The sequence below is a fragment of the Neolewinella litorea genome (assembly GCF_004803465.1).
Classification (GTDB): Bacteria; Bacteroidota; Bacteroidia; order Chitinophagales; family Saprospiraceae; genus Neolewinella; species Neolewinella litorea.
Genome location: NZ_SRSF01000018.1, coordinates 1 through 22335 on the forward strand (window position 1 = coordinate 1; position 22335 = coordinate 22335).

A 22335-nucleotide genomic window follows, 5' to 3' on the forward strand; every position below is an offset into this window, starting at 1 on the left:
TCGGTCACCTCAAGGATGATCACCGCATGCGGCGCAACTTTTTGAGCGGAGAACTAGGCGATGCCGTCAACTGCCTGCTGGCCGGAGCGGCCTTCAACCTGGTCAAGCGCCTGAATCAGCTGAAAATGCTGCCGGTGATGGTCATGCTGAAGCTGATCCAGCTGGCGATGGCCTTCTTTGAAACCTGCGTAGAAAGGCTAAATGGAGTAACCCTACCGAGGGCCCACCAGCGCAGAATGGCGTTGGGAGCGATATAAGCCTAAACCAAACCGCTGAGTATCTTTTTCAGGGACGACTAACTATGATAGGAAGTGGCTGAATAACTCTTGTGTTGTCCTGTTGCATTACAGGAGCGGGCATCATACCTACAGCCATTGTGTACGCTACCCTCAAGCCGCAACCACTCTAAAGTAGAAATTCTCATTTGCTTTTTTGTAGGCCTCCGGGGTTTGGTTGCCTAAGCTTTTGTGCGGCCGGTCGTAGTTGTACACCACCGACCAGTCCTGGATCTGTTCGTTGAGCGCTTCCAGAGAGGCGAACTAGTGCTGGTTCAGGCACTCCACGCCCAGGGTCTTATGCAGTCGCTAGATAAGTCCGTGCTGGCTCGGTTTCCCGGGCTGGATGTAGCGGAGCTCCACGGCGCGGTCCTCCGCCCACTGTTATAGGTGGGGTGTGAAAGCAGCCGCCCGTTTCAGGTAATCGCCGGGCCACAGGCCCGACGGCCCAATCCGTGCACCTCGGTGTCTCAGTGGTTTGTTCTGGTGTGTAGCGGTGATCTCCGGGACCCTCGGAGGTCGTGCGGCTGCGCCGGGCGACACTCCGAGGTCCTAGTGGACACCGGCGTGATTTGGGAGATTTTTACCTCCACTACGCTATGGCGTGTGATAGCACCGGCTCGTTCTTATTGCCGACGCCGGGCCACAGGTCCGACGGCCCGCTCCGTGTAGCTCTTTGCCTCGGTGGTTTCCTCCGGCGTATAGCGGTGATGTACGGGACCCTCAGAGGTCGAGCGGCCGCGCCGGGCAACGCTCCGAGGTTCAGAAAGTACCCCCTACCCCACCGCCTCCCAAAGCGCGTACAGCGCCAGCAAGACCTTTAGCAAGAGGGAGATGAACTCCAGCCAGGGTTTCTTCTCGGCCAGTTTGTTGGTTTTTTCGTTGGGGGTGAGGGGATAGGTGACGATCACGACAATGATGTCGCGCAGGCGGTCCGGCTCCTCGGGGGGCGCGGGCAGGCCCTTGCGGCCGGGATTGCCTACATTTCCGGGGTCGGTGCGATCCAGGCCGCTGTCGTTTGGGGTTTTGGTGTTATGGGTTGACATGCTTTGAAATTGAGACGTGTATTTCCCGTAAGCGGCCGTAGAACTTGTCTGGAGCCTGCCGTCCAGTCTGCAAGCGGTGCTATTTCACCCAGGTGGTGTGGATGAAACGGGCAAACCGACGCGCTAGACCGGAAACGCAAATTTCCAACAAGCTCTTACAAAGCTAACCGATCCGGACCACTTTTACAAACAATTTGTTTTAAACACAACAAGTTTGAACGCCCAGAAAGTTTCTTTTTCCAATGCCGCCGGCCAGCAGCTTTCCGCCCGCCTGGAGCTGCCCGTGAACCGCCATCCCTACGCCTTCGCGCTGTTTGCCCATTGCTTCACCTGCGGGCAGACACTGACGGCCATCCACGACATCAGCCGGGAGCTCAACCTCCAGGGCATCGGCGTGCTGCGCTTCGACTTCACGGGTATCGGGGAGAGCGAAGGTGACTTCGTCGACACCACCTTCGCCACCAACATCAGCGACCTGGAGGCCGCCGCCGCCTGGTTGGCGGAGCACCACACGGCCCCCGCCCTGCTGGTGGGCCACAGCCTGGGGGGCGCCGCGGTGCTCTGCGCGGCCGCCCGCATTCCGTCGGTGCGGGCCGTGGCCACCATAGGGTCTCCCTTCGCCCCCGACCACGTCTCCCGTCACTTCGCCGAGCAGCTGGACGACATCCGCGCGGAGGGCCACGCCACGGTCGACATCGGCGGCCGCCCCTTCCGCATCTCCCGACAGTTCGTAGAAGATCTCGGGCAGCACCGGCTGGAAGAAAACATCGCCGAAATGGACGCGGCCCTGCTGATCCTCCACTCGCCCCAGGACCGCACCGTGTCCATCGATGAGGCCGCCAAACTCTACCGGGCGGCCCGCTACCCCAAGAGCTTCGTGAGCCTGGACGGGGCTGATCATCTGCTGTCCGACCCAGCCGACAGCCACTACGCCGGACAGGTGATCGCCGGCTGGTCGAAGCGCTACCTGCCGGTACCCGCCGAAGACCCCCTGCGCAGCGACCACAACGTGGCCGTCCGGCTGGGCGCCGAGGGCTACACCACCGAGATTATGGTCCGCCAGCACCAGCTCACGGCCGACGAGCCGGAGAAGGTAGGCGGCAACGACTTCGGCCCCGGCCCCTACGAGCTCGTCAGCGCCGGACTGGGGGCCTGTACGGCCATGACGATACAGATGTACGCCCGCCGGAAAAAGTGGATAGTAGAGGAAGTGCAGGTGCACCTTAATCACCGAAAGGACTACGCCACCGACCTGATGGTGGCGGATACCAAGGCCCCCAAGATCGACCGCTTCGAGCGGGTCATCATCCTAAAGGGTGACCTCACCGCGGAACAAAAGGCCCGGCTGCTCGAGATCGCCGACCGCTGCCCCGTCCACCGCACCCTCCACGAGACGGTGGAGATCACGACGGTATTGGGCGAGGAGTAGGTTTTACTTTCCGCTTACGGCTTCCAGGTACCCCGCCACGTAGGTGAAGGGGGCGTTCCAGTTCAGACAGATCTCATTGCTGGCGTAGCTCGGCGTCTGGTCGGCCCAGCTCTGCATGGGGGCGGCGCCGGGTTTGTATTTGGTGTCGGCGCGGTCTTGCTGGGCGGTATTCGGGCCGCCGGAGAGCAGTCCGGGCACCGGGGCATCGATGCCGTCGGCCGCGCTCGGCCGGTGGTGGATGAACTGGGGCGAACGCGTGCCGAAGCCGGTTAGGTAACAAACGCCGTTGGGGTTGTGGCCCAGCAGGTAGTTCATGGCGTCGCGCATGGCGTTGACGTACGCGGAACGGGGGTTCTGCCGGTGGGCGGCGGCGATCAGCATCGCGGCGTTGGCCACGTCGGAATTGCTGCCCCAGCCAAAGGCCGCGACGGGCTGAAAGTAGGCCGATGAATCGGTGAGGTCCACCAGGCTGTCGGCCAGGGTGATCACCTGCTCCCGTACCGCGGAATAGAACTCCCGGGGCACCCGGTCGGGGTGGCGCAGCAGGGTGAAGGCGGCCAGGTTGGCCATGTAGGACGTCCAGCCCACGCCGGGGCCGAATCGCACGCGGGGCGGGTGGGCCTGCAGGTCGTTGTAGAACTCTTGCTCCCCGGTGGTGGCGAACAGTTCGGCGGCGGCCCAGGCGCGCTCGTCGTCGGCGTTCCCGTCGCCGTACTCGCCGGTGCTCACGTCTTCGGGGTTGACGAAGAAGGCGCCGGTATTGGCCGTGCTCCAGGCCCAGGCGCGGCGGGCGGCCGCGAGCAGGCGGTCGGCGTAGGCGGGATCGTAGTTGCGGTAGACGCGGGCGGCCTGGGCGGCGGCGGCCGCGAAGTCGAAGGTGGCCGTGGTGCTCTTGCCTACGGCGAAGCGGGTCTTGGTCGCCGCCTCGGGCATCACCATGCCGGCAAATTTCAGGGTGGTAAGCTTGTGGAATAATCCTCCGTCGTCGTCCTGCATGGTCAGCAGCCAGTCGAGCTCGTACTTGATCTCGTCGAGGTAGTCGCTCTTGCCGTTGCCGCTTTCGGGGATGTTGAGGCTGCTGTCGGGGGCCGGGTCGCCCACGTCCTCGTAGAGGGCCAGCAGTTGTCCGACGGGGAAGGCGCCGTTGACCACGTACTTGTTGTAGTCGCCGGCGTCGTACCAGCCGCCCGGACTGCTGAAGGTACCCGGCGCGTGGCCGGTTGAGGGGTGGTACTGTACGAGGGTGTCCGGGTGGCCCGCCGCCCGCGCGTATTCCCCGGCGTAAGTGGCGGGAAGCGCCTGCCCTGCCCGCTGGTAGTACAGTCCGCGCACCGATCCGACGAAGGCGTCGTGCAATACGTCATCCGCCACCCGGAAGGGGTAGGAATAGCCCACGCCGGGAATGAAGATGCGGTACTCCCCTACCGGCAGGGGCTCGGTCTGGGTGGGCCGGGCCACTACGCCCGCCAGGGCCGTCCAGTCGAGGGTATCGCCCAGGATGCCCTCCCGCACGGTGGAATCGCCGTCCAGGGTAGTCACGAAGAAGGTGGTAGCCGGGCCCGGGCCCAGGGGGTCGGCCCCGGCCGCGGTATCGGCGTAGGTGAAGCGGATCGGCTGATCGGGGTAGTAGCCTACCTGGTTGAGCTGAATGACGGGCGTGGCGGAATCGGCGTAAACCGGCACCTCGGCGGCGGGCTCGTCGCCGCAGGAAAGAAGCAGTAGCAGCAGGGAAAGAAAGCAAAGGAAGTACGGCATACGCTGGCGATCTGGGACCGGGGAAAAACGGACCGGCCAGGGGAAGGTCCGTATATTTTCCGGATGCTGAAACACTTACTGCCCCTTTGTGCGCTGCTGTGCTGCGCCTGCAACGGAAAACTGGTGCCGCCGGCACCGACGGCCGGGGCCGAGTACCCGCATATCGTCCTGATCTTCACCGATGATATGGGCTACGCCGATATCGGAGCCTACGGCGGCGACCACGTCAGCACCCCCCACCTCGACCGGCTGGCGGAGGAGGGGGTGCGGTTCACCGACTTCCGGGTGGCGCAGGCCGTCTGTACCGCCAGCCGGGCCGCCCTGCTCACCGGCTGCTACCCCAACCGGGTAGGGCTGCGGGGCGCCCTGGACCACACCGCGAAGGCCGGACTCGCCCCCGAAGAAACTACCCTCGCCGAAGTGCTGAAAAGCCGCGGCTACCGTACCGCCATGGTGGGCAAGTGGCACCTGGGGCACCGCCCGCCCTACCTGCCCACCGATCAGGGCTTCGACAGCTACCTGGGCATTCCCTACAGCCACGACATGTGGGCCGGCCACCCCGAGGCCTGGGCCCAGCGCTACTTCCCCGCGCGGGTGCCGCTGCTGCGGGACAGTCTTCTGCAGGACAGCCTTTCCGACTTCACCCACCTCAACCGGATGTACAATGAGGAGGCCGTCCGCCGCATCACCGACCACGACACCGCCAGCGGCCCCCTCTTCATGTACCTGGCCCACTCCCTGCCGCACGTGCCGCTGGCCGAAGATCCCGACTACCTGACGCCCACCGGCCAGGGGCTGTACGCCGACGTGATCGCCGAGATCGACGCCGGTGTAGGCGAGATCCGCCGCGCCCTGGCGGAACGGGGCATGGCCGAAAATACCCTCATTCTCTTCTCCAGCGACAACGGCCCTTGGCTCAGCTACGGCGACCACGCGGGCCGCACGCCCTTCCGTGAGGGCAAGGCCACGAGCTTCGAAGGCGGCGTCAGGGTACCCCTGATCACCCACTGGCCCGGCCATACGGCGGCCGGCACCGTGAGCCGGGCCAATCTCATGACCACCGACCTGCTGCCCAGTCTGGCGCGCCTGGTGCGGGCACCCCTGCCCAAGCGCACCCTCGACGGCCACGAACGGCTCAGCGACTTCCTGGGACAAACCGAACGGCCCTCCCCCACCCCCTACGCCATCTACTGGCTCGACGACCTCCAGGCGGTGGTGAGCGCCGACGGCCGCTACAAGCTCCACTTCCCGCACGCGTATTCGACCGTCGGGGAGCAGCCGCCCGCTACCCTTGGGCAACCGGTCAAGTACCAACGCGACTCCATCGGGTTGTCGCTGTTCGACCTGCGGGAAGACCCGGGCGAACGTACCGACGTGGCTGCCGCGCACCCGGAAGTGGTGCAGCGACTGACCGACTTTGCCCGCCGGCTGCGTACCGAACTGGCCGGCACCGGCGGTTGAACCCGGCACCCGCGCGCCGCCGCCCCGCGGAAGCCACGTTTTCTTTGCCCGCCGTGTCCTACCTTTAAAGATTGAGGTTTTGATGCTCAGCATGAAGGAAAAGGAAATGATCGAAGGGTCCCTGCGGGGCGAAGAGCGCTGCCAGCGGGCCCTGTTCGAGCGGTACGCGCCCCTGCTGATGGGCGTCTGCCAACGCTACTGCCGTACCCAGGCGGAGGCGGAGGACGTGCTGCAGGACACCTTCGTGCGCCTCTTTGCCAAACTGAACCGCTACGGATTCCAGGGTTCCTTTGCCGGCTGGGCCCGCCGCCTCTGCGTCAACGTGGCGCTGAAGACCTACCAGCGCAAGCGCTTCAGCCTGGAGCAGACGGGCCTCGACAACATCCCCGAACACGCCGGCGCCCCCACCGCCTACACCGACCTGGGGGAGCAGGAGCTGCTCGACCTCATCCGCCAGCTGCCCGACGGCTACCGCATCGTCTTCAACCTCTACGCCATCGAGGGCTACAGCCACAAGGAGATCGGCGAAAAACTGGGCATCCAGGAGGCCAGCTCCCGCAGTCAGCTCCTCAAGGCCCGCAAGGTCCTGCAACAACAGATCGAACGCCGCCAACGCATTGCCATATGAACCCACTCGACGACCTTTTCCGGGAGGGCCTCGGTGACCGAAAGGCCGACGTGCCCGCCGATCTCTGGCAAAAGATAGCCGCCCGCAAGGGGGAGGTGCCTTCCGGTGAGGCCCTCGACCAGCTCTTTGCCAGCCGCCTTGCCCAGCGCCGCGCCCCCGTCCCCGCCGGCATGTGGGATCGTATTGCCGCCGCCCGCCGTCGCTCCCCCCGGGGTGCCTACGCCGCGGCCGCCGGCCTCTTGCTGTTGTTGCTGGGCTCCCTCACGTATTTTCTGGGGGCGGGGCCGCAGGTGCCGGGAAACGACCCGCTGGCCGGGTCGGTCGGTACCGCAACGGCATTCCCGCTGGCTCTCCCTTCCGCCTCCGACGACCCATCGGCCTCCTCGGCGGCAGTCGACGCGACGGCACTTTCGGCACCCCCGACGGTCGGTACCGCCGGCGGCCGCACACTCACCGCATACCCTTCGCCCGCACCTGACCCCGCCCGCACCGCCGGCACCTTCCTGGATACCCGTACTTCCGACCGCCCCGCCCCGAGCGAGTGGAAACAGGCCGCACCGCCAACGGCCACGGCCGCCCGCCAAGCGATCGCCGTGCCGCCTCTTTCCGGTAATTCCGAGTGGCAACTGATCGTACCGCCGGCCGCGCTGCCCGAACTGTCGGCCGTGGCCGGCACTCCTTCCTTCCGCCGCAGTGGCGGACAACGTCTGCGCGGTGAGGTGCTCCTCGGGGCCGCCTACGCCCACCAGCGGTTCACCCTGCGGGAGGGGGAAGACCGCTCCCTCCGCGACGCCCGGGAAGTGAGTGAATTTCCGGAACTCAGCTACCAGATCAGCGCGCGGGTGCAGTACCCGCTGGGTCGTCGCGTGACCCTTCTGACCGGACTGACCTACGCCGAAATCCGCAACCAGCTGGAATACGACCTGCCAAGCAACGGCACTATGACCCTGGTGCGCAGCAACAACCACCTGCGCTTGCTGGAGGTACCTGTACTGGCCGGATACGCACTCAGTCGGGGCCGCCTGCGGCTGAACCTGAACGCCGGTCCGGTGGTCAACCTGTTCTCCGCCGTGCGGGGGCAGTACCTGGACCCCACGCGGGCTACGCCCCTGGACCTGGCCGACAGCGGCCACTACCGGAGCAACATCGGGCTGGGCTGGACGGCCTCCCTCACCACTACCTACGGACTGGGGGCGAACCACGCTACCCTGCTGCTGCTGGAGCCCTTCTTCAAGTCGTACCCCCGCTCCTTCACCCTGCCGCACGCCCCGCTCGGCGAACAGTACTGGATGGCCGGACTGCAACTGGGTCTGCGCCGCTCCTTCTGAGCGGGGCGCTGATCCCTGCCTCAGGTTTCGTACATTTAGCGCCATAAGATTTGCCCATGCCCGTTGCCGTGCCCTCCCGCTCCTTCCCGCCTTCCGACAAGTCAGACTGGCTCGATCGCGTGGCCAAGGAACTGAAGAACGACCTGAGCCAGCTCGACACCGAAGTGAACGAGCGGATCCGGCTCTCCCCGCTGTACACCGCCGAGGAAGTGACCGCGCGTCCGCCGCTGGCCCGCCCCGCCGGCTGGTCGATCGGGGCCTACCTCAACGCCGGCAGTAACGACGAGATCCACGCTTCCGCCCTGGCTGCCCTCGAGCAGGGGGCCGAAGCACTGCTCTTCCGCCTCTTCCACCAGCCGGACCCCGAGGAAATGGCCCAACTGCTGGAGGGCGTCCGCCTGGACATGGTCTCCCTCCACTGCGCCCTGCGCTACCCCGGTCAGGACCCCGCCGAACTCTTTCGCGACCTGGTCAAGTACCTGCGCCGCCAGGGCTACGATTTGAGCCAGATCGAGGGATCGGTCGACTTCGACCCCCTGCTCGACTGGAGCGAACCGCCCTTCCCCCCGCTGATCCGGCTGCTGGACTTCGTGAGCCAGTGGATGCCCAAATTCAAGGTACTGCAGGTCAACGCCGCCGGTTTTAATAACGGTCCTTCCTCGGCCGACAGCGAGCTGGCCCTGGCCATCGCCAAGGGTGCCGAATACCTGCAGCAGGTGCGCGACCGCGGCTACCCGGCCGAGATCGTCAACGATCACCTGCAGTTCGCCTTCACGGTGGGCACCTCCTACTACGTCGACATCGCCAAGCTGCGCGCCCTGCGTATCCTGTGGGCCAACGTGCTCAAGGGCTTCGGCATCGAGGACGCGCCGCCGGTCTTCATCGCCGCCCACAGCGACGTAGGCACCCTGACCGACGACCGCGACCACAACCTGCTCAAGCTTACCACGCAGGCGCTATCGGCCGTCACCGGCGGAGCCGACCAGCTCTTCCTGGCACCCGCCGAGGGCGGCGAACGCCCGCCGACCGAGTTCGGCCACCGCATGGCCCTCAACGTGCAGCACCTCCTCCGCCTGGAAGCCAGCCTGGACCGGTACGCCGACCCCGCCGCCGGCAGCTACTACCTCGAAAAGCTCACCGAAGAACTCGTGAACGCCGCCTGGGAACGCTTCCTGGTGATCGAGAAGCAAGGGGGATTTGGGTTGGCTAGTGAGGTTTAGCGTGAAGACGGCTTGGGCTATTATGCTGCATTCCGTTCCTGTCTCACAGGCAGCTTGCCGACTCAAGTTGGCGCTACGGGTAGCGACGGCTTTGAGCCGTCATGCTGCTAGAAAAACCGGTGAGCCCATGCGCCGCGTGGGGCTAACTGTCACGTACCTGTAGTACACCCACTCCACCCGGCGGGTGGAGGTTCCGGCCGGGCCACAGGCCCGACGACCCGGTGCGCGTAGCGACGGCTTTTAGCCGTCATGCTGCTCCAATACCGGACTGCCCACGCGCCGCGTGGGCCAATTTTACTCTTGCTTGCAAGACCCACTCCACCCGGCGGGTGGAGGTTCCGGCGGGACACAGGCCCGACGGCCCGTTGCACGCGTAGCGACGGCTTTAGCCGTCATGCTGCTAGAAAAATCACCTGCCCACGCACCGTATAGGCCAATCTTTCACGTGCCTGTGCACCTCGCGCAGCTTTGTTCACGCCGGGCCACAGGCCCGACGACCCGTTGTACGCGTAGCGACGGCTTTCAGCCGTCATGCTGCTCTAGTACCGGTTAGCGAATACGCGGCGTGGGCTAATCTTTCACCTGCCAGCGAGACATCTACTCCACCCGGCGGGTGGAGGTTCCGGCCGGGCCGCAGGCCCGACGGCCCAGTGAGTCGGCGCTACGGTTCGCTTACTCATTATCCCCGGCGGGTGAAGGCTCCGGGGCTGGTGCATCCGATAACAGTATGCCCTTCGCCACCACGAATCTCCAAACAGTCTCCCAAATTTTGGCTGACCTTTGCGCAAAACCCGGACCATGCGAGCCAGTCTCCTCCTCCTACTTCTTTCGGTCTTTGTGCAGGAAATCGGGGCGCAAGTATCCGTATCCGGAGCGGTGACCGACGCCGGTGACCGGCCGATCCCCTTCGCTACCGTGACCCTGCTTGCACCCGACAGCACCCTACTGAGCGGCAACCATACCGACGACCAGGGACGCTTTACCCTCACCACCACTTTTCGTGGATCGGCCCTCCTATCCGCCTCCTCAATTGGCTACGCGACGCGGAGTCGGCAGGTGTTCATCGGGGAGAACAACGACACCTACGACATAGGGAAACTTACCCTGGTAGAGTCCTCGCAGACGCTCGCGGAAGTGACCGTCACGGGTGAGCGCGCCACGGTCGGCGCCGCGCTGGACAAGAAGATCTTCGACCTTTCCAGTCAGCAGGCCCAGGGGGGCGGGTCCATCCTCGACGCCATGAAGGCCCTGCCGGGCGTGACCATTACCCAGGAGGGAGAGGTTCAGCTGCGGGGAAGCGACCGCGTGGCGGTACTGGTGGACGGCAAGCAGTCGGCGCTCACGGGCTACGGCAACCAGCGGGGGCTGGGCAGCATCCCGGCGGCCAACATCGAGCGCATCGAGATCATCAACAACCCATCGGCCAGCTACGACGCGGCCGGTATGGCGGGTATCATCAATATCATTTACAAGACCGGTACCGAGCGCGGCCTGAACGGGGAAGCGGGGCTGAGCTTAGCCCTCGGGGAAATCACCACCCGCCGGGAAGACCTGCCCACCGACCTCGGGCGCTACCGCCTGAACCCCCACCTGCAGCCTAACTTCGGCCTCGACTACCGCAACGACAAGCTGCACGCCTGGACGCAGGCCTCGGTGCTCGTGCAGCGCAAACTGCCAAACAACGAATTCACCCAGCGCAACTACTCCGACGGCCGCCGCACGCTCAGCCAGGTACCGGAGAACCGCAGTCAGATCCACTACGTGGCCCGCGCGGGGGTGGATTACGAGCTGAACGAGGCCAATACCCTGAGTGTTTCGGGCATCTACGACTACGAGCACCACATCGATACGGCGCAGATCCCGTTCCTCAATTTGAATACCGGCGAGCGCTATCGCTACTGGCACTGGAAGGAGGACGAAAGCACCGGCTACGTAAACGGCCGCGTCGATTACCGCCACGCCTTCGCCCAGCCGGGCCACCAAGTGGAACTGGCGGCGCAGTTCACCCAAGGCAAGGAAGACGAACAGTACTTCCTCAACGACAGTACCCGCTACCGGCGGGCGCAAGACACTTCCCACCTGATCGCCATCGAGAACACCACCGCCTTTAACCTGGACTACGTCAGGCCCCTCGCCGCCGGCCGCCTGGAACTGGGCAGCCAGCTGCGCTACCGTTCCCTGCCCGTCACCTACGAGATCGCACAGGGGGTACGCAGCATTATCTACCCCGGACTGGGAGAGGAATCCAAGTGGACGGAGGACCTTTACGCCGGCTACGCCAACTACGTTTACGAAAGCCCCCGCTTCGAAGCCGAGGCCGGCCTGCGCGTGGAGCAGACCGCGGTTACCTACACCCTCGATCCGGAAAACATCTACTACGCCCGCGACGACGCCTACGACTACTTCAAGCTCTACCCCAACGTACGGCTGACCCTCAAGGCCGACGAGCGCAACCGCATTTCGCTGTTCTTCAACCGGCGCGTGGACCGGCCGGGAGAACAGGAACTGCGTGCCTTTGCCAAGTACGACGATCCCGAACTGCTCAAGGTGGGCAATCCTTACCTGCGGCCCCAGTTCACCCATACCGTCGAGGCAGCTTACCGTCGGCTCTGGGAGACCGGCTCGCTGTTCGCGGCCGTTTATACCCGCGCCAGTCAGGACGCCTTCCAGCGGATCTTCAGCATCGACGACAGCAATCCGGACTACGACATCGTCAACCGCATCTACCAAAACACCGGGCGCGCCACCAATCGGGGGGTCGAACTCCTGTGGAGCCAGGAGGTAGGCGACTGGTGGAAGTACAGCGCGGGCGTCAACGTCTACCGCATCGGCATCGAAGCCTATACCGGAACCCTGCTCTTCCCTACCGTGCGCCCCTTTACCCTGGCCGCGTCGACGGAAAACAGCTTCGACCTGAAGTTCAACAACCAGTTCACGCTGCCCGGTAACTGGCAGGCGCAGTTGACGGCGGTCTACCTGGCCCCCCGCAACATCCCCCAGGGCCGGGAACTGAGCCGGTCGTCGGTCGACCTGGCGCTCAGCCGGCCTGTTTTTGCCGGACGGGGCGAAGCCGTATTGTCGGCGACGGATATTTTCAATGACTTCGGCCTGCGTCAGGAGATCGACGGGGAAGGATTTACGGCCCGCTACGAGAACCTCTATGAAAGCCAGGTGGTCCGCGCGGGCGTTACCTATAAATGGTAGGACGGGGGACGAATACCGGCAGCCCCCGGCTCCACCGACCGCGCCTTGCACCTGCGCGCCGCCGCCCCCCCCCCCCCCGGCCGCAGAATGCCTCCAAAATCCGTACCGACCTTGCCGCTATAAAGATGCTGCTGATCGGAGACGGGCCGGTGTACGCGTAGCGACGGCTTTCAGCCGTCATGCTGCTCCAAATACCGGACAGCCCACGCGCCGCGTGGGCCAAGCTGACACTTGCCTGCAGGACTTTTACTCCACCCGGCGGGTGGAGGTTCCGGCCGGGCCACAGGCCCGACGGCCCGGTTTGACTACTTAAAATCGTTTACCTCCAGCCAGTGGATAAACGCGTCAAACCAGCGGTTGCTGGTGCGGTCGGGATTGCCGAGCCCGAAGCCGTGGCCACCGTTCTGGTAGAGGTGGAACTCTACGGGCACCTTCGCATCGAACCACGATTTGATGAGTCCGAACTGACCGCCGAAAAGAAAATCGTCGGAAGCGATGGCGACGAACATCGGGGGGGCGTCTGCGGGCACTTCCACCGGACCCATCCCGCCGTAAATGGGGCCAATGAAGGCCAGGTCCATCGTTTGGGAGTTCAGGGTGGAATGCATCGTCAGGCCGGCACCGGCACTGAAACCGATCATCCCGATACGGTCGGTATTTACGCCCCACTCGTCGGCGCGTTCAACGATCATGGCGTAAGCCGCCTCAGCGTCTTCCAGTTGGTTGGACAGGTCCCGCTGGGGGCGGCGGGGCGCGGGTGCCGCATCTCCCGTAGAAGCGGGGGCCGGCGGCCGGGGGCGCTCCATGAAGGCGGTGAAGTCCTCGAGACGCTCCGCCGTCGGGTGCAGGCGGTACTTGAGGACGAAGGCCGCAATTCCCTGGTCGGCCAGTGCCTCGGCCACTTCCCAGCCCTCGTTGCCCATTGACAACCACATAAATCCGCCGCCGGGGGCCACGATCACGGCCGTCCCGTTGGCCTTGTCGGGATCGGGCAGAAGGGGCGTCAGCGTAGCCTCCGTAATGTTGCGGGCCATGGGATCGCCCCACTGCCGGAACCAGGACTCACTCGCCGGCTGGTCGTCTACCCCACCCGTGTTCAGGGGGATGGCGTTGGGCTCGTCGGGCGCGTCGAGGGGGTAGATGGTGCCGTCCTGCGCCATCGCCGCCGTGGTCAGCAGGAGTGAGAATACGAGTAAGGCCGCACGGGCCGGGAATGGTTGGGTATTGAGCATGCCAAAAGTGTGAATAGTACACTTAAATGTACCGATTTTTCAATTGCCTGACCGACCTAATTGTAAATCGTTTTCTACCGTTTTCGGAAATGGCGGTAGTTGTATGTGCCCTCCGGTTTTACCTTGGATACCTGGTCGGGCGGGGGGCAACACTGATCCCCGCGGCTTTCCCGACCGCGCCGCCCCCCTGCGGGACTGGCACGCTGCAAACTCCTGAAAACAGGTGGCTCACTGTGGCGCTTAATCTCACGCCGGGCCACAGGCCCGACGGCCCGTTGTACGCGTAGCGACGGCTTTCAGCCGTCATGCTGCCAGAAAATCCCCTGCCCATGCACCGCATGGGCAAAAAATACGAGTGCCTACTTGCTCCCAATACAGCACGGTATTACACGCCGGGCCACAGGCCCGACGGCCCAGTGTACGCGTAGCGACGGCTTGAGCCGTCTTGCTGCTCCAATCCGGACAGCCAACGCGCCGCGTGGGCCAAGCTTACATTTGCCGGCGAGATATCTACTCCACCCGGCGGGTGGAGGTTCCGGCCGGGCCCCATTGCAACACGGTATCTCACGCCGGGCCGCAGGCCCGACGGCCCGGTGCACGCGTAGCGACGGCTTTCAGCCGTCATGCTGCCAGAAAATCCCCTGCCCATGCACCGCATGGGCAAAAAATACGAGTGCCTACTTGCCCCCAATACAGCACGGTATTACACGCCGGGTTACAGGCCCGACGGCCCGGTGTACGCGTAGCGACGGCTTTCAGCCGTCATGCTGCTCCAAACACCGGACTGCCCATGCGCCGCGTGGGCCAAATTGACACTTACTTGCAGGACCCTTACTCCACCCGCGGGTGGGGGTCACGTCGGGCCGCAGGCCCGAAGGCCCGATGTACGCGTACCGATGGCTTCAGCCGCCAAGCTGGATTCCGTTACTGTCTCACAGGCAGCTTGCCGACTCAAGTCGGCGCTACGCGTAGCGACGGCTTTCAGCCGTCATGCTGCTAGAAAAACCACCTGCCCACGCGCCGCGTGGGCCAAACTGACACTTGCCTGCAGGACCCTTACTCCACCCGGCGGGTGGAGGTTCCGCCGGGCCCCCAGGCCCGACTACCGGTAGGACCCCACTGTGTGCCCAGTGCAGCGGCGCACCCGCGAGGGTTCGTGTCCCTTACCCGACTTGCTCCAAACTCAATGGAGTACCTCCAATCCTAGTTTGTGGACGCTGCACCCGATCCATCATCGTGCTCCGGTGGCTGCCGCGAGTCGAGGAAAGAAAGATCTAATCCGCTACCTTAGGCCCAAATCCAGGCAATCCCTTACGCTACTATGCCCGTTACCCATGAATTCTGGGGCCAAGCCCCCGCCGGCCCCGTCACCCGCTACATGCTCACCAATGCCGGAGGCAACGCTGTGGCCGTCCTCAACTACGGGGGCATTATACAGTCCATCGTCATGGACGGCGTTGAGCTGGTGCTGGGCTGCGACGACCTGCAGGGCTACCTCGAACCCAACCCCAGCTACGGGGCTATTGTAGGTCGCTACGCCAACCGCATCGCGGACGCCCGCTTCACCCTCGACGGCACCACCTACGAACTGGTAGCCAACGAGAACGGCAACCAACTGCACGGGGGGCCCGAAGGATTTAACGGCAAACTGTGGGAGGCCGAACCCTTCACCACGGACACCGCCGCCGGCGTGAAACTGCACCGCCGCAGTCCCGACGGCGAAATGGGCTACCCAGGCAACCTCGACGTGACGGTCACCTACACCTGGAACGACGACAACGAACTGCGGATGGACTACGCGGCCACTACCGACAGCGATACGGTGCTCAACCTCACCAACCACACCTACTTCAATATCGGGGGCACCGACACCGTATTGAATCAGGTGGTACAAATCCACGCCGACCGCTTCACCCCGGTGGACGAGCGGCAGCTCCCAACGGGCGAACTGCCCATAGTGGACGGTACGCCCTTCGACTTCCGCGCGGGCAAACCTCTTGGCCGGGACATCGACGCCGCGCACCCCCAGGTGCGGGCCGCCAATGGGTTCGACCACAACTTCGTGATCCGCGGATCCGACGGCAGTCTGCGGGAATGTGCCGTGGTGACCGACCCCGCCTCCGGCCGGAAGCTGCGCTGCCTGACCACCGAACCGGGCGTACAGCTCTTCACCACCAACTTCCCCACCGGCAAGTACCGGATGCGGGGCGGGGCCCCTACCCCGACCTACGGCGGGCTTTGTCTGGAAACCCAGCACTTCCCCGACGCGCCCAATCAGGAGAACTTTGACACCCCGCTGCTAAAAGCGGGCGAAACCTTCAACTCCACGACCGTATATTGCTTTGAATAGATAGTGCCAACCCGACGCCGCTATGACCCGAGAACTCAAGCACGTTGTCATCTATGGTGCCTTCGGCCTGCTGCTGGGGACCAAGATCGTAGAGGTGTTGCTGACCCGCACCGACACCGGCATCATGGACTGGTGGCTGCTGCTGATCGGACTGGGGGCTGCCCTGGTGCATTATCTCCCCACCCGCGACAAGACCGACGAGGATGACCCGCGTAAGCAATCCGCCGAACCCGAGGAGGAAGACCACGATACCCTGGTGCTCCGTGATCATCCCGACCTTGAACGAAGCGGAGAACCTCGGCGCCACCCTGCGCCGGCTGAAGGAACAACCATCGGCCCTTACCTATGAGGTCATCGTTTCCGACGGTGGCAGTACGGACGGAACCCCCGACCTGGCGCGCCGCCTCGGCGCCCGGGTAATCACCGGCACCCGCGGCCGCGCCCGACAGATGAATGCGGGAGCCCGCTGCGCCGAGGGCGAAACGTTTTATTTTCTACACGCCGACACCCTGCCGCCGCCCGACTGGCTGGAATTGCTCAGTGACGGCACCAACGACCTGCCCGGCAGTTTCCGGCTGCGCTTTGCCGGGCAGGAGCGGTTACCCTGGCTGCGGTGGTACAGTTTCTTTACGCGCTTCGATGTCGACGCCTTCCGTTTCGGCGACCAGTCGCTGTGGGTCACGCGCCGCGACTTCCTGGCCGTGGGTGGATTCCCGGACGACTGGCAACTGCTGGAAGACAATCACATGGTACGGCAGTTGCGGCGACACCGGGGTGGCTTCCGCATCCTGCCGGCCAACGTGGTGACCTCACCGCGCAAGTATCAACGCTACGGCTTCGTGTATACCCAGCTGGTCTATACCCTGCTGTACTCCCTGTACCGGCTGGGTACGGGGCAGCGGCGGCTGGGTCGTATATATCGACTACTTCTCGAGTAGCTCCAGGAGTCCGCGCAGGGGGACGGCGGCCTGGTGGGGCCGGTAGTTCAGATCGTAGCGCAGTTCCTGCAGGGCTTTTTCGATGCGGAAGGTATCGAGCAAAACCTCAAGGTCGCGCTCGTCGGCCGGCAGCAGTCGGGTGCCCTCGGTGGCCCGGCGGTAGGAGGTTAGGTATTCGGCGCAGAGATAGCGACTGGCGGTGCGCAACCAATCAGCCAATTGGCTGCGCGTTTCGGTACGCACGCCCGAGGCATCCTCTTCGTACACCAGTCCGGCGGCGTAGCTGATGCTGCGCATCATATTGGCCAGGTCCTTGGCCGGGCTACGGCGCAGTCGGCGCTGGCTGTAGCTCCGGTCGGGGTCGCCGTCGAAGTTCTGGATCATGAACTTGTCGTCGCAGATAACCAGTTGTTCGAGCGTGAAATCGCCGTGGATGCGGATCTTGTCGGATTCGATCTTGTGGTCGTATATCCGCTTCAGCCGCTGGTGCAATTCCTTTTCCCGGGTAATCATTTCCTGGGCCAGTCCACCGACTTCCTCTTCCAGTTCGCCCATGACGCTCTTCATCAGGTCGATCGTGGCGCGCACGTCGCCCTTCAGTCCGGCGTACACGCTGCGCTGGTAGTGCAGGGATAGGGCTTCGCGGCGGAAGCCGGGCTCGTCCACGTCGGCCAGTACGGTGTGGTAGGCGGCGGTGGCGCGCCCGAGCTCGGCCAGTTTGATGACGAAACTCGGTCCGAGAATGTCCTGAATCGTACTCGGCATATCCTTGTAGCGGATTGTGTCGGTCACGTGCACGTCTTCCGGGTGGGCGCCCTCGGCGTCCTTGTTGAGCTGCAGGCGGTTGATGATCTTTTCGGAGAAGCGACGCAGGTTGTTGAGCACGTACTCCCAGGCGTTGCCTTCGGTTTCGCGGCGTTCCTCGAAGATGGCCAGGGTGGCGTTGAGGCGCTGGGTAGGCGTGAAGTGGAGGGTACCGAGCACATTGGGGGCCGAGCTGTAGCCGCGGCGGTTGAGCATATGCTTGACCTCCAGGTCGGGTACGTCGTTGCCGTCGACCCGCCGGTAGTACTTGATGTTGTAGTCGCGGCTCTGGAGGAGCATGTATTCGGTACCGGAGTGGACCAGGTTGGCGTCCTGCCGGTTGGCGGCGACCATACTTTCCTGGGCCAGGAAGCGGAAGTCCTTCATCTCGCCGTACTCCTTGAGGCCGCTGATGAGGCCGCGGCGGTAATCTTCGTCGTAGAGGGCATCGAGCAGGACCACCTGGCGGTCGCCGTTGTCGATGATGGCCAGCACTTCCTCCCGCGTTTTGTAGTCGATGTCCTCGCGGTACTTGTGGAAGGCTACGGGCAACTGCAGCAGTTCAGGCAGTCCTTCCAGGAAGGTGACCTCGAGCAGCATCCAGCCAAAGTGGCGCTCGGGGGTAGCCTGCAGGCGGTAGTCGTAGATTTTGACCTGATCCAGTTGTCCGGCGCGAGACCCCATCCAGGAAACGGCGCGCAGGTAGTTGGGCAATACGCTGTGCTCAAGGGCGCGCAGGTTGCTCTTGTTGAAGAAGTTTTTCAGTTCGTCGACGCGCAGCGTGGCCCGGCTCAGTTCACGGTTGTCGACTAGGGGGCCTGCGGTGGTCTCGATCTCCAGCCAGTAGTAGCCGTGGCCGGCCAGCGTGACCTGGTACAGGCTGCGGCCGACCTCGTTAAAGTAGGTACGGCCGAAGGCCTCGCGGACCTTGCTGCCTTCGTACTCGCTCAGGTCGAGCTTGACGGCCTGGGGGTGGCGGCTCAGGTTGACGACCACGACCACCCGCTCGCCCTCAAACTCGCGGATGAAGGCCAGGATGCGGCCGTTGTCGGGTTTCAGCCACTCGATGGTGCCGCGGCCGAAGACCTTGAACGACTTGCGCTTCGAGAGCAGTTTCTTGGTCCAGTTCAGCAGGCTGTTGGGGTTCTGCTGCTGGCGGCGCACGTTCACCCAGCGGTAGCTGTACTCGGTGTCGCGGATGACGGGCAGGTAGAGGCTGTGGGGGTTGGCTTCGGAGAAGCCGGCGTTCTCGTTGTTGTTCCACTGCATGGGGGTACGCACGCCGTCGCGGTCGCCGAGGTAATAGTTGTCGCCCATGCCGATCTCGTCGCCGTAGTAGAGCACGGGGGTCCCCGGCAGGCTCATCAGTAGCACGTTGAGCAACTCGATCTTCTTGCGGTCGTTGTCCATCAGCGGGGCCAGGCGGCGGCGGATGCCCAGGTTGATGCGGGCGGTGCGGTCGCTGGCGTAGACGTTGTACATGAAGTCGCGCTCCTCGTCGGTGACCATCTCCAGGGTGAGCTCGTCGTGGTTGCGCAGGAAGGTGGCCCACTGGCAGTTCTCGGGGATGGCCGGCGTCTGGTCGAAGATGTCGGTGATCGGGTGGCGATCCTCCATCTTGATGCTCATGTACATGCGGGGCATGAGCGGGAAGTGGTAGTTCATGTGGCACTCGTCGCCGTCGCCGAAGTAGCTGGCGCTTTCCTCGGGCCACATATTGGCCTCGGCCAGGAAAAGCACGTTGTCGTAGTTGTCGTCGACGTGCTTGCGCAGTTTCTTTAGAAATTCGTGGGTCTCGGGCAGGTTCTCGCCGTTGGTGCCCTCCCGCTCGAAGAGGTAGGGGATGGCGTCGAGGCGGAAGCCGTCGATGCCCATGCTCATCCAGAAGTCCAGCACCTTGAAGATTTCCCGCTGTACATCGGGGCTGTCGTAGTTTAGGTCGGGCTGGTGGTGGAAGAAGCGGTGCCAGTAGTACTGCTTGGCCACGGGGTCCCAGGTCCAGTTGCTCGTCTCCGTATCGGTGAAGATGATGCGCACGTCGGGGTACTTCTCGTCGGTGTCGCTCCACACGTAGTAGTCGCGCTCGGGGCTGCCCTTCGGGGCGCGGCGGGCCCGCTGGAACCACTCGTGCTGGTCGGAAGTGTGGTTGATGACCAGCTCGGTGATCACCTGCAGGTTGCGGGCGTGGGCGGCGTCGAGGAAGCGCTTGAAGTCCTCCATTCGGCCGTAGGGCGGGCTCACGTTGTAGTAGTCGGAGATGTCGTAGCCGTCGTCGCGCAGGGGGCTGGGGTAAAAGGGCAGCGTCCAGATGGCCGTCACCCCGAGTTCCTCCAGGTAGTCCAGCTTCTGCTCCAGTCCGGCGAAGTCGCCGATGCCGTCGCCGTTGGCGTCAAAGAATCCTTTGATGTTCAGTTCGTAAATGATGGCATCTTTGTACCAGAGGGGTTCGCGGCGGTAGTTGGTGGTCATAGAAGGTGGATAACGATTTCAGGGTGCGGCTTAGAGAACGGAAGGTAGGCCAATTTGTGCATTGCTGGGCGGGTCCGCGGGTGCCCCGGCACATCGAAAGCCGCCGACCGTGGCCCCGGCTCGGGTTGCCGTGCCAGTGCCCGCCGGTTCATTGGCCGACCAGCATCCTGTACGCCGGTTCTGCCCCCTACTCCCCGACCGGCCGTAACGGGGGGAACAGCCCGGCCTGGTTTGGGGTCCGCGGTTTTACGGTTGGTGGATGGGGTGTTTTTGTGTGCTTGCGCGCACGGGCGATACGGCTTGGTGGTATTTATTGGGCGGAAGACATATCATATGTAATGCTTGAGCCAAGGAGTATTATATATCTTTTCACAGATCCGCCTTTACTACCAGCACTCACTATTTTGAGTGGTCTATTGCCAGTATTATCGACAAGAAGATAATTCTTACCAGATCGTGCCGAAACCATTATCTTAAAGTATCCATTAGCCCCTGCTAATACTCCACTTCTTGCATCGCCAAACCGTACTGTTGCATTAGGTAAAGCAGATAGGCTCTGTGCAGAATAAACATATCCAGATAGAAGGATGGAGTCAGGGTGAATTTCCTCACTACGCATATAGTCGGTACTTATATACCTGCCAATCTTTTCCATCCCTTTCTTTTGAAAAGCGCACGAAGAGAAAAAGGCAGCGATCAAGACTGTTATTATTCGTACCATCAGTTTCGTCGAACTTTACTCTTGTGAATGTGATCAGGAGCGGCTCCAACATGGCGGACATTCCCTTTGGCATCTCTTTTCTGATTGAAAGCATTTCGGACTGTGCTGCGGACCGTAGCACGATTAATTTCTCCAGATCTTGCGGGACTATTAAAAGCCGAGGTTATTACCCCACTTGATCGATGACCTGCACCTAAATTATGACCAATTTCATGTGCTCCTGTATCAGTGTCTGTCCTTGATTCTTTCACGCTTACGTAATCACCCGATTTCGTTGCTCCGTTAGTTTCAGCGTCAGGATTTTTATTTGAAAAAATTGGGGCAGAATCAGAAAGAGCATCATAAGCATTACTGCCGCCTCCAGGATTCAAAGCTCCTTCAACCTCAAAGCCGGCATTGTCTTTATTGGCTTCAGCTACTGGATCATCAACAGACTGAACACTTAAGTCAAAATTAACAGAGTAGGATATAGCATCGTCGCCTTTCCCAACAGAATAAGAATATTCGCCGGATTTATCGTTCCAGAAGCCAGTTGCTGTATTAGCATCCTTATATGAATCATCATCCCCATTCTGCGTATAGTAAGTGCCTTGTACTGTGACCGTTTGATTTTCATGATCAAAAATCAAAATGTAGTCTCTTCCATCGGGATCAATACCGATAATCGGACTGTTTGCAACATAGCTATATGGAGACAGTAGACCATAGCTATCAGCATGAGGATCAATTGTGGTAAAGCGTCCCACCGCCGGATCATACCACCGAGCCCCATAGTCATACAGTCCCAGCTCCTCGTTGAGCTCCTTGCTATTATAGCGGTAAAGATCCCTGTCCTCACCGGCTTGCACCCACGGCCCATTCATGGCCATACCGAACGGGTAGTAGTGCTGCTCGGAGAGCAGTTCGTTCGTGGTGCTATTGGTGGTTGGGGTGATCACTCCATCGTGGTTCAGGTCCGAAAAGGTAGCTCGAAAATACTTAGTCGATCGCGGAGGCCGCCGGCGGGCTACAATTGGAAGTCAGGGCGTTCAGCTCATCCAGCGTGGACGGTAAGTGACCTACCCAGGCAAAGTTGAAGGTGGGCAGCGCCGGGGTAAGGTGAGTACCCGGAAGATCGGGGACCTGCTGCGGCTAAAGTGGCTGGTGAGAAGCGGCAATGTTCACTTGGCGCGTCAGGGAGACCGTTGCAAAAAGTGTGTCACGATAAGAACCAATACTTTTCGTAACACAACTACAAGCAAATGGAAAACCACGAGTTTGATGTGGAAGCCTTCCGCAAGGAAGCGATCAAGAAACTGCAGGACGGTGAAGGGCTGCTGGGCGAGAACGGAGCGTTCACGCCCCTGCTAAAGTCTTTTCTGGAGCAGGCCCTGGAGGGTGAGCTGGACGCCCACCTAGCCGAAGAAGATGCGCCAAATCGGAAAAACGGTCGCGGCAAGAAGCGGGTACGCACCTCGCTGGGCGAGATAGACATC

At 62.7% G+C, this 22335-nt stretch carries 16 protein-coding genes and 2 pseudogenes; 11 read left to right on the forward strand and 7 right to left on the reverse strand.

All coding sequences use genetic code 11. The features are described 5' to 3' along the window. Positions 1-257: pseudogene (locus tag E4021_RS18225) on the forward strand (hypothetical protein); the annotation flags it as partial. A gap of 132 nt (positions 258-389) precedes the next feature. Here E4021_RS18225 and E4021_RS18640 read toward each other — a convergent pair. Both E4021_RS18640 and E4021_RS17575 read right to left on the reverse strand, forming a co-directional pair. Further along, complete coding sequence (locus E4021_RS18640; RefSeq protein ID WP_136460784.1) at positions 390-530, reverse strand: integrase core domain-containing protein; 141 nt, start codon at positions 528-530, stop codon at positions 390-392. A 521-nt stretch (positions 531-1051) separates the two neighbouring features. Next, positions 1052-1321 (reverse strand): hypothetical protein, encoded by a 270-nt coding sequence (locus E4021_RS17575; protein ID WP_136460762.1) that lies wholly within the window; start codon positions 1319-1321, stop codon positions 1052-1054. 214 nt (positions 1322-1535) lie between these two features. Between E4021_RS17575 and E4021_RS17580 the strand changes: the two genes are divergently transcribed. Then, complete coding sequence (locus tag E4021_RS17580; RefSeq protein WP_136460764.1) at positions 1536-2750, forward strand: bifunctional alpha/beta hydrolase/OsmC family protein; 1215 nt, start codon at positions 1536-1538, stop codon at positions 2748-2750. A 3-nt stretch (positions 2751-2753) separates the two neighbouring features. Here the strand turns inward: E4021_RS17580 and E4021_RS17585 are convergent, their stop codons facing one another. Beyond that, the gene (locus E4021_RS17585; protein WP_136460765.1) at positions 2754-4505 is read right to left on the reverse strand and encodes a glycoside hydrolase family 9 protein; all 1752 of its coding nucleotides are present in this window, start codon (positions 4503-4505) and stop codon (positions 2754-2756) included. Between the two features lie 63 nt (positions 4506-4568). Here E4021_RS17585 and E4021_RS17590 point away from each other — a divergent pair, with 63 nt between their 5' ends. From E4021_RS17590 to E4021_RS17610, 5 genes are all read left to right on the forward strand, one after another. Then, on the forward strand, positions 4569-5966 hold the full coding sequence (locus E4021_RS17590; protein ID WP_136460767.1) for a sulfatase-like hydrolase/transferase: 1398 nt from the start codon (positions 4569-4571) through the stop codon (positions 5964-5966). An 82-nt stretch (positions 5967-6048) separates the two neighbouring features. Further along, on the forward strand, positions 6049-6594 hold the full coding sequence (locus E4021_RS17595) for an RNA polymerase sigma factor (RefSeq protein ID WP_246050327.1): 546 nt from the start codon (positions 6049-6051) through the stop codon (positions 6592-6594). After that, on the forward strand, positions 6591-7922 hold the full coding sequence (locus E4021_RS17600) for a porin family protein (protein ID WP_136460769.1): 1332 nt from the start codon (positions 6591-6593) through the stop codon (positions 7920-7922). The genes E4021_RS17595 and E4021_RS17600 overlap by 4 nt, the downstream gene beginning before the upstream one ends. Positions 7923-7978: 56 nt before the next feature. Continuing rightward, positions 7979-9142 carry a methylmalonyl-CoA mutase family protein gene (locus E4021_RS17605; RefSeq protein WP_136460771.1) on the forward strand — a complete coding sequence of 388 codons (1164 nt, stop codon included), beginning with the start codon at positions 7979-7981 and terminating at the stop codon, positions 9140-9142. A 798-nt stretch (positions 9143-9940) separates the two neighbouring features. Then, positions 9941-12346, forward strand: a complete 2406-nt coding sequence (locus E4021_RS17610; RefSeq protein WP_136460773.1) for an outer membrane beta-barrel protein — start codon at positions 9941-9943, stop codon at positions 12344-12346. A 305-nt stretch (positions 12347-12651) separates the two neighbouring features. On the opposite strand, the gene E4021_RS17615 is transcribed toward E4021_RS17610, so the two are convergent. After that, positions 12652-13506, reverse strand: coding sequence for an alpha/beta hydrolase (locus E4021_RS17615; protein WP_406603366.1), 855 nt, complete (start codon positions 13504-13506; stop codon positions 12652-12654). 1393 nt (positions 13507-14899) lie between these two features. On the opposite strand from E4021_RS17615, the gene E4021_RS17620 reads away from it, so the two are divergent. The 3 genes from E4021_RS17620 to E4021_RS17625 are packed head-to-tail and all read left to right on the forward strand — an operon-like array spanning position 14900 to position 16866. Next, the gene (locus E4021_RS17620) at positions 14900-15928 is read left to right on the forward strand and encodes an aldose epimerase family protein (RefSeq protein WP_136460776.1); all 1029 of its coding nucleotides are present in this window, start codon (positions 14900-14902) and stop codon (positions 15926-15928) included. A 22-nt stretch (positions 15929-15950) separates the two neighbouring features. Further along, positions 15951-16277: a hypothetical protein gene (locus tag E4021_RS18340; protein WP_211097060.1), complete on the forward strand. Its 327-nt coding sequence runs from the start codon at positions 15951-15953 to the stop codon at positions 16275-16277. Beyond that, positions 16192-16866 (forward strand): TIGR04283 family arsenosugar biosynthesis glycosyltransferase, encoded by a 675-nt coding sequence (locus E4021_RS17625; RefSeq protein WP_211097061.1) that lies wholly within the window; start codon positions 16192-16194, stop codon positions 16864-16866. Before E4021_RS18340 ends, E4021_RS17625 begins: the two co-directional genes overlap by 86 nt. On the opposite strand, the gene treS is transcribed toward E4021_RS17625, so the two are convergent. From treS to E4021_RS17640, 3 genes are all read right to left on the reverse strand, one after another. After that, the gene (gene treS / locus E4021_RS17630) at positions 16852-20139 is read right to left on the reverse strand and encodes a maltose alpha-D-glucosyltransferase (protein ID WP_136460780.1); all 3288 of its coding nucleotides are present in this window, start codon (positions 20137-20139) and stop codon (positions 16852-16854) included. The two genes, E4021_RS17625 and treS, sit on opposite strands and share 15 nt — an antisense overlap. Before the next feature lie 310 nt (positions 20140-20449). Next, on the reverse strand, positions 20450-20839 hold the full coding sequence (locus E4021_RS17635; protein WP_136460781.1) for a carboxypeptidase-like regulatory domain-containing protein: 390 nt from the start codon (positions 20837-20839) through the stop codon (positions 20450-20452). A gap of 20 nt (positions 20840-20859) precedes the next feature. Beyond that, positions 20860-21798, reverse strand: a complete 939-nt coding sequence (locus E4021_RS17640) for an RHS repeat-associated core domain-containing protein (protein WP_168797677.1) — start codon at positions 21796-21798, stop codon at positions 20860-20862. A 303-nt stretch (positions 21799-22101) separates the two neighbouring features. Here E4021_RS17640 and E4021_RS17645 point away from each other — a divergent pair. After that, positions 22102-22335 (forward strand): annotated as a pseudogene (locus tag E4021_RS17645) (IS256 family transposase); the annotation flags it as partial.

Bases quoted from the DNA above. Each gene is read 5' to 3' on its own strand.
- E4021_RS17575 (WP_136460762.1), bottom strand. From the start codon at position 1,321: ATGTCAACCCATAACACCAAAACCCCAAACGACAGCGGCCTGGATCGC.
- E4021_RS17585 (WP_136460765.1), bottom strand. From the start codon at position 4,505: ATGCCGTACTTCCTTTGCTTTCTTTCCCTGCTGCTACTGCTTCTTTCC.
- E4021_RS17590 (WP_136460767.1), top strand. From the start codon at position 4,569: ATGCTGAAACACTTACTGCCCCTTTGTGCGCTGCTGTGCTGCGCCTGC.
- E4021_RS17595 (WP_246050327.1), top strand. From the start codon at position 6,049: ATGCTCAGCATGAAGGAAAAGGAAATGATCGAAGGGTCCCTGCGGGGC.
- E4021_RS17600 (WP_136460769.1), top strand. From the start codon at position 6,591: ATGAACCCACTCGACGACCTTTTCCGGGAGGGCCTCGGTGACCGAAAG.
- E4021_RS17605 (WP_136460771.1), top strand. From the start codon at position 7,979: ATGCCCGTTGCCGTGCCCTCCCGCTCCTTCCCGCCTTCCGACAAGTCA.
- E4021_RS17610 (WP_136460773.1), top strand. From the start codon at position 9,941: ATGCGAGCCAGTCTCCTCCTCCTACTTCTTTCGGTCTTTGTGCAGGAA.
- E4021_RS17615 (WP_406603366.1), bottom strand. From the start codon at position 13,506: ATGGCGCAGGACGGCACCATCTACCCCCTCGACGCGCCCGACGAGCCC.
- E4021_RS17620 (WP_136460776.1), top strand. From the start codon at position 14,900: ATGCCCGTTACCCATGAATTCTGGGGCCAAGCCCCCGCCGGCCCCGTC.
- E4021_RS18340 (WP_211097060.1), top strand. From the start codon at position 15,951: ATGACCCGAGAACTCAAGCACGTTGTCATCTATGGTGCCTTCGGCCTG.
- treS (WP_136460780.1), bottom strand. From the start codon at position 20,139: ATGACCACCAACTACCGCCGCGAACCCCTCTGGTACAAAGATGCCATC.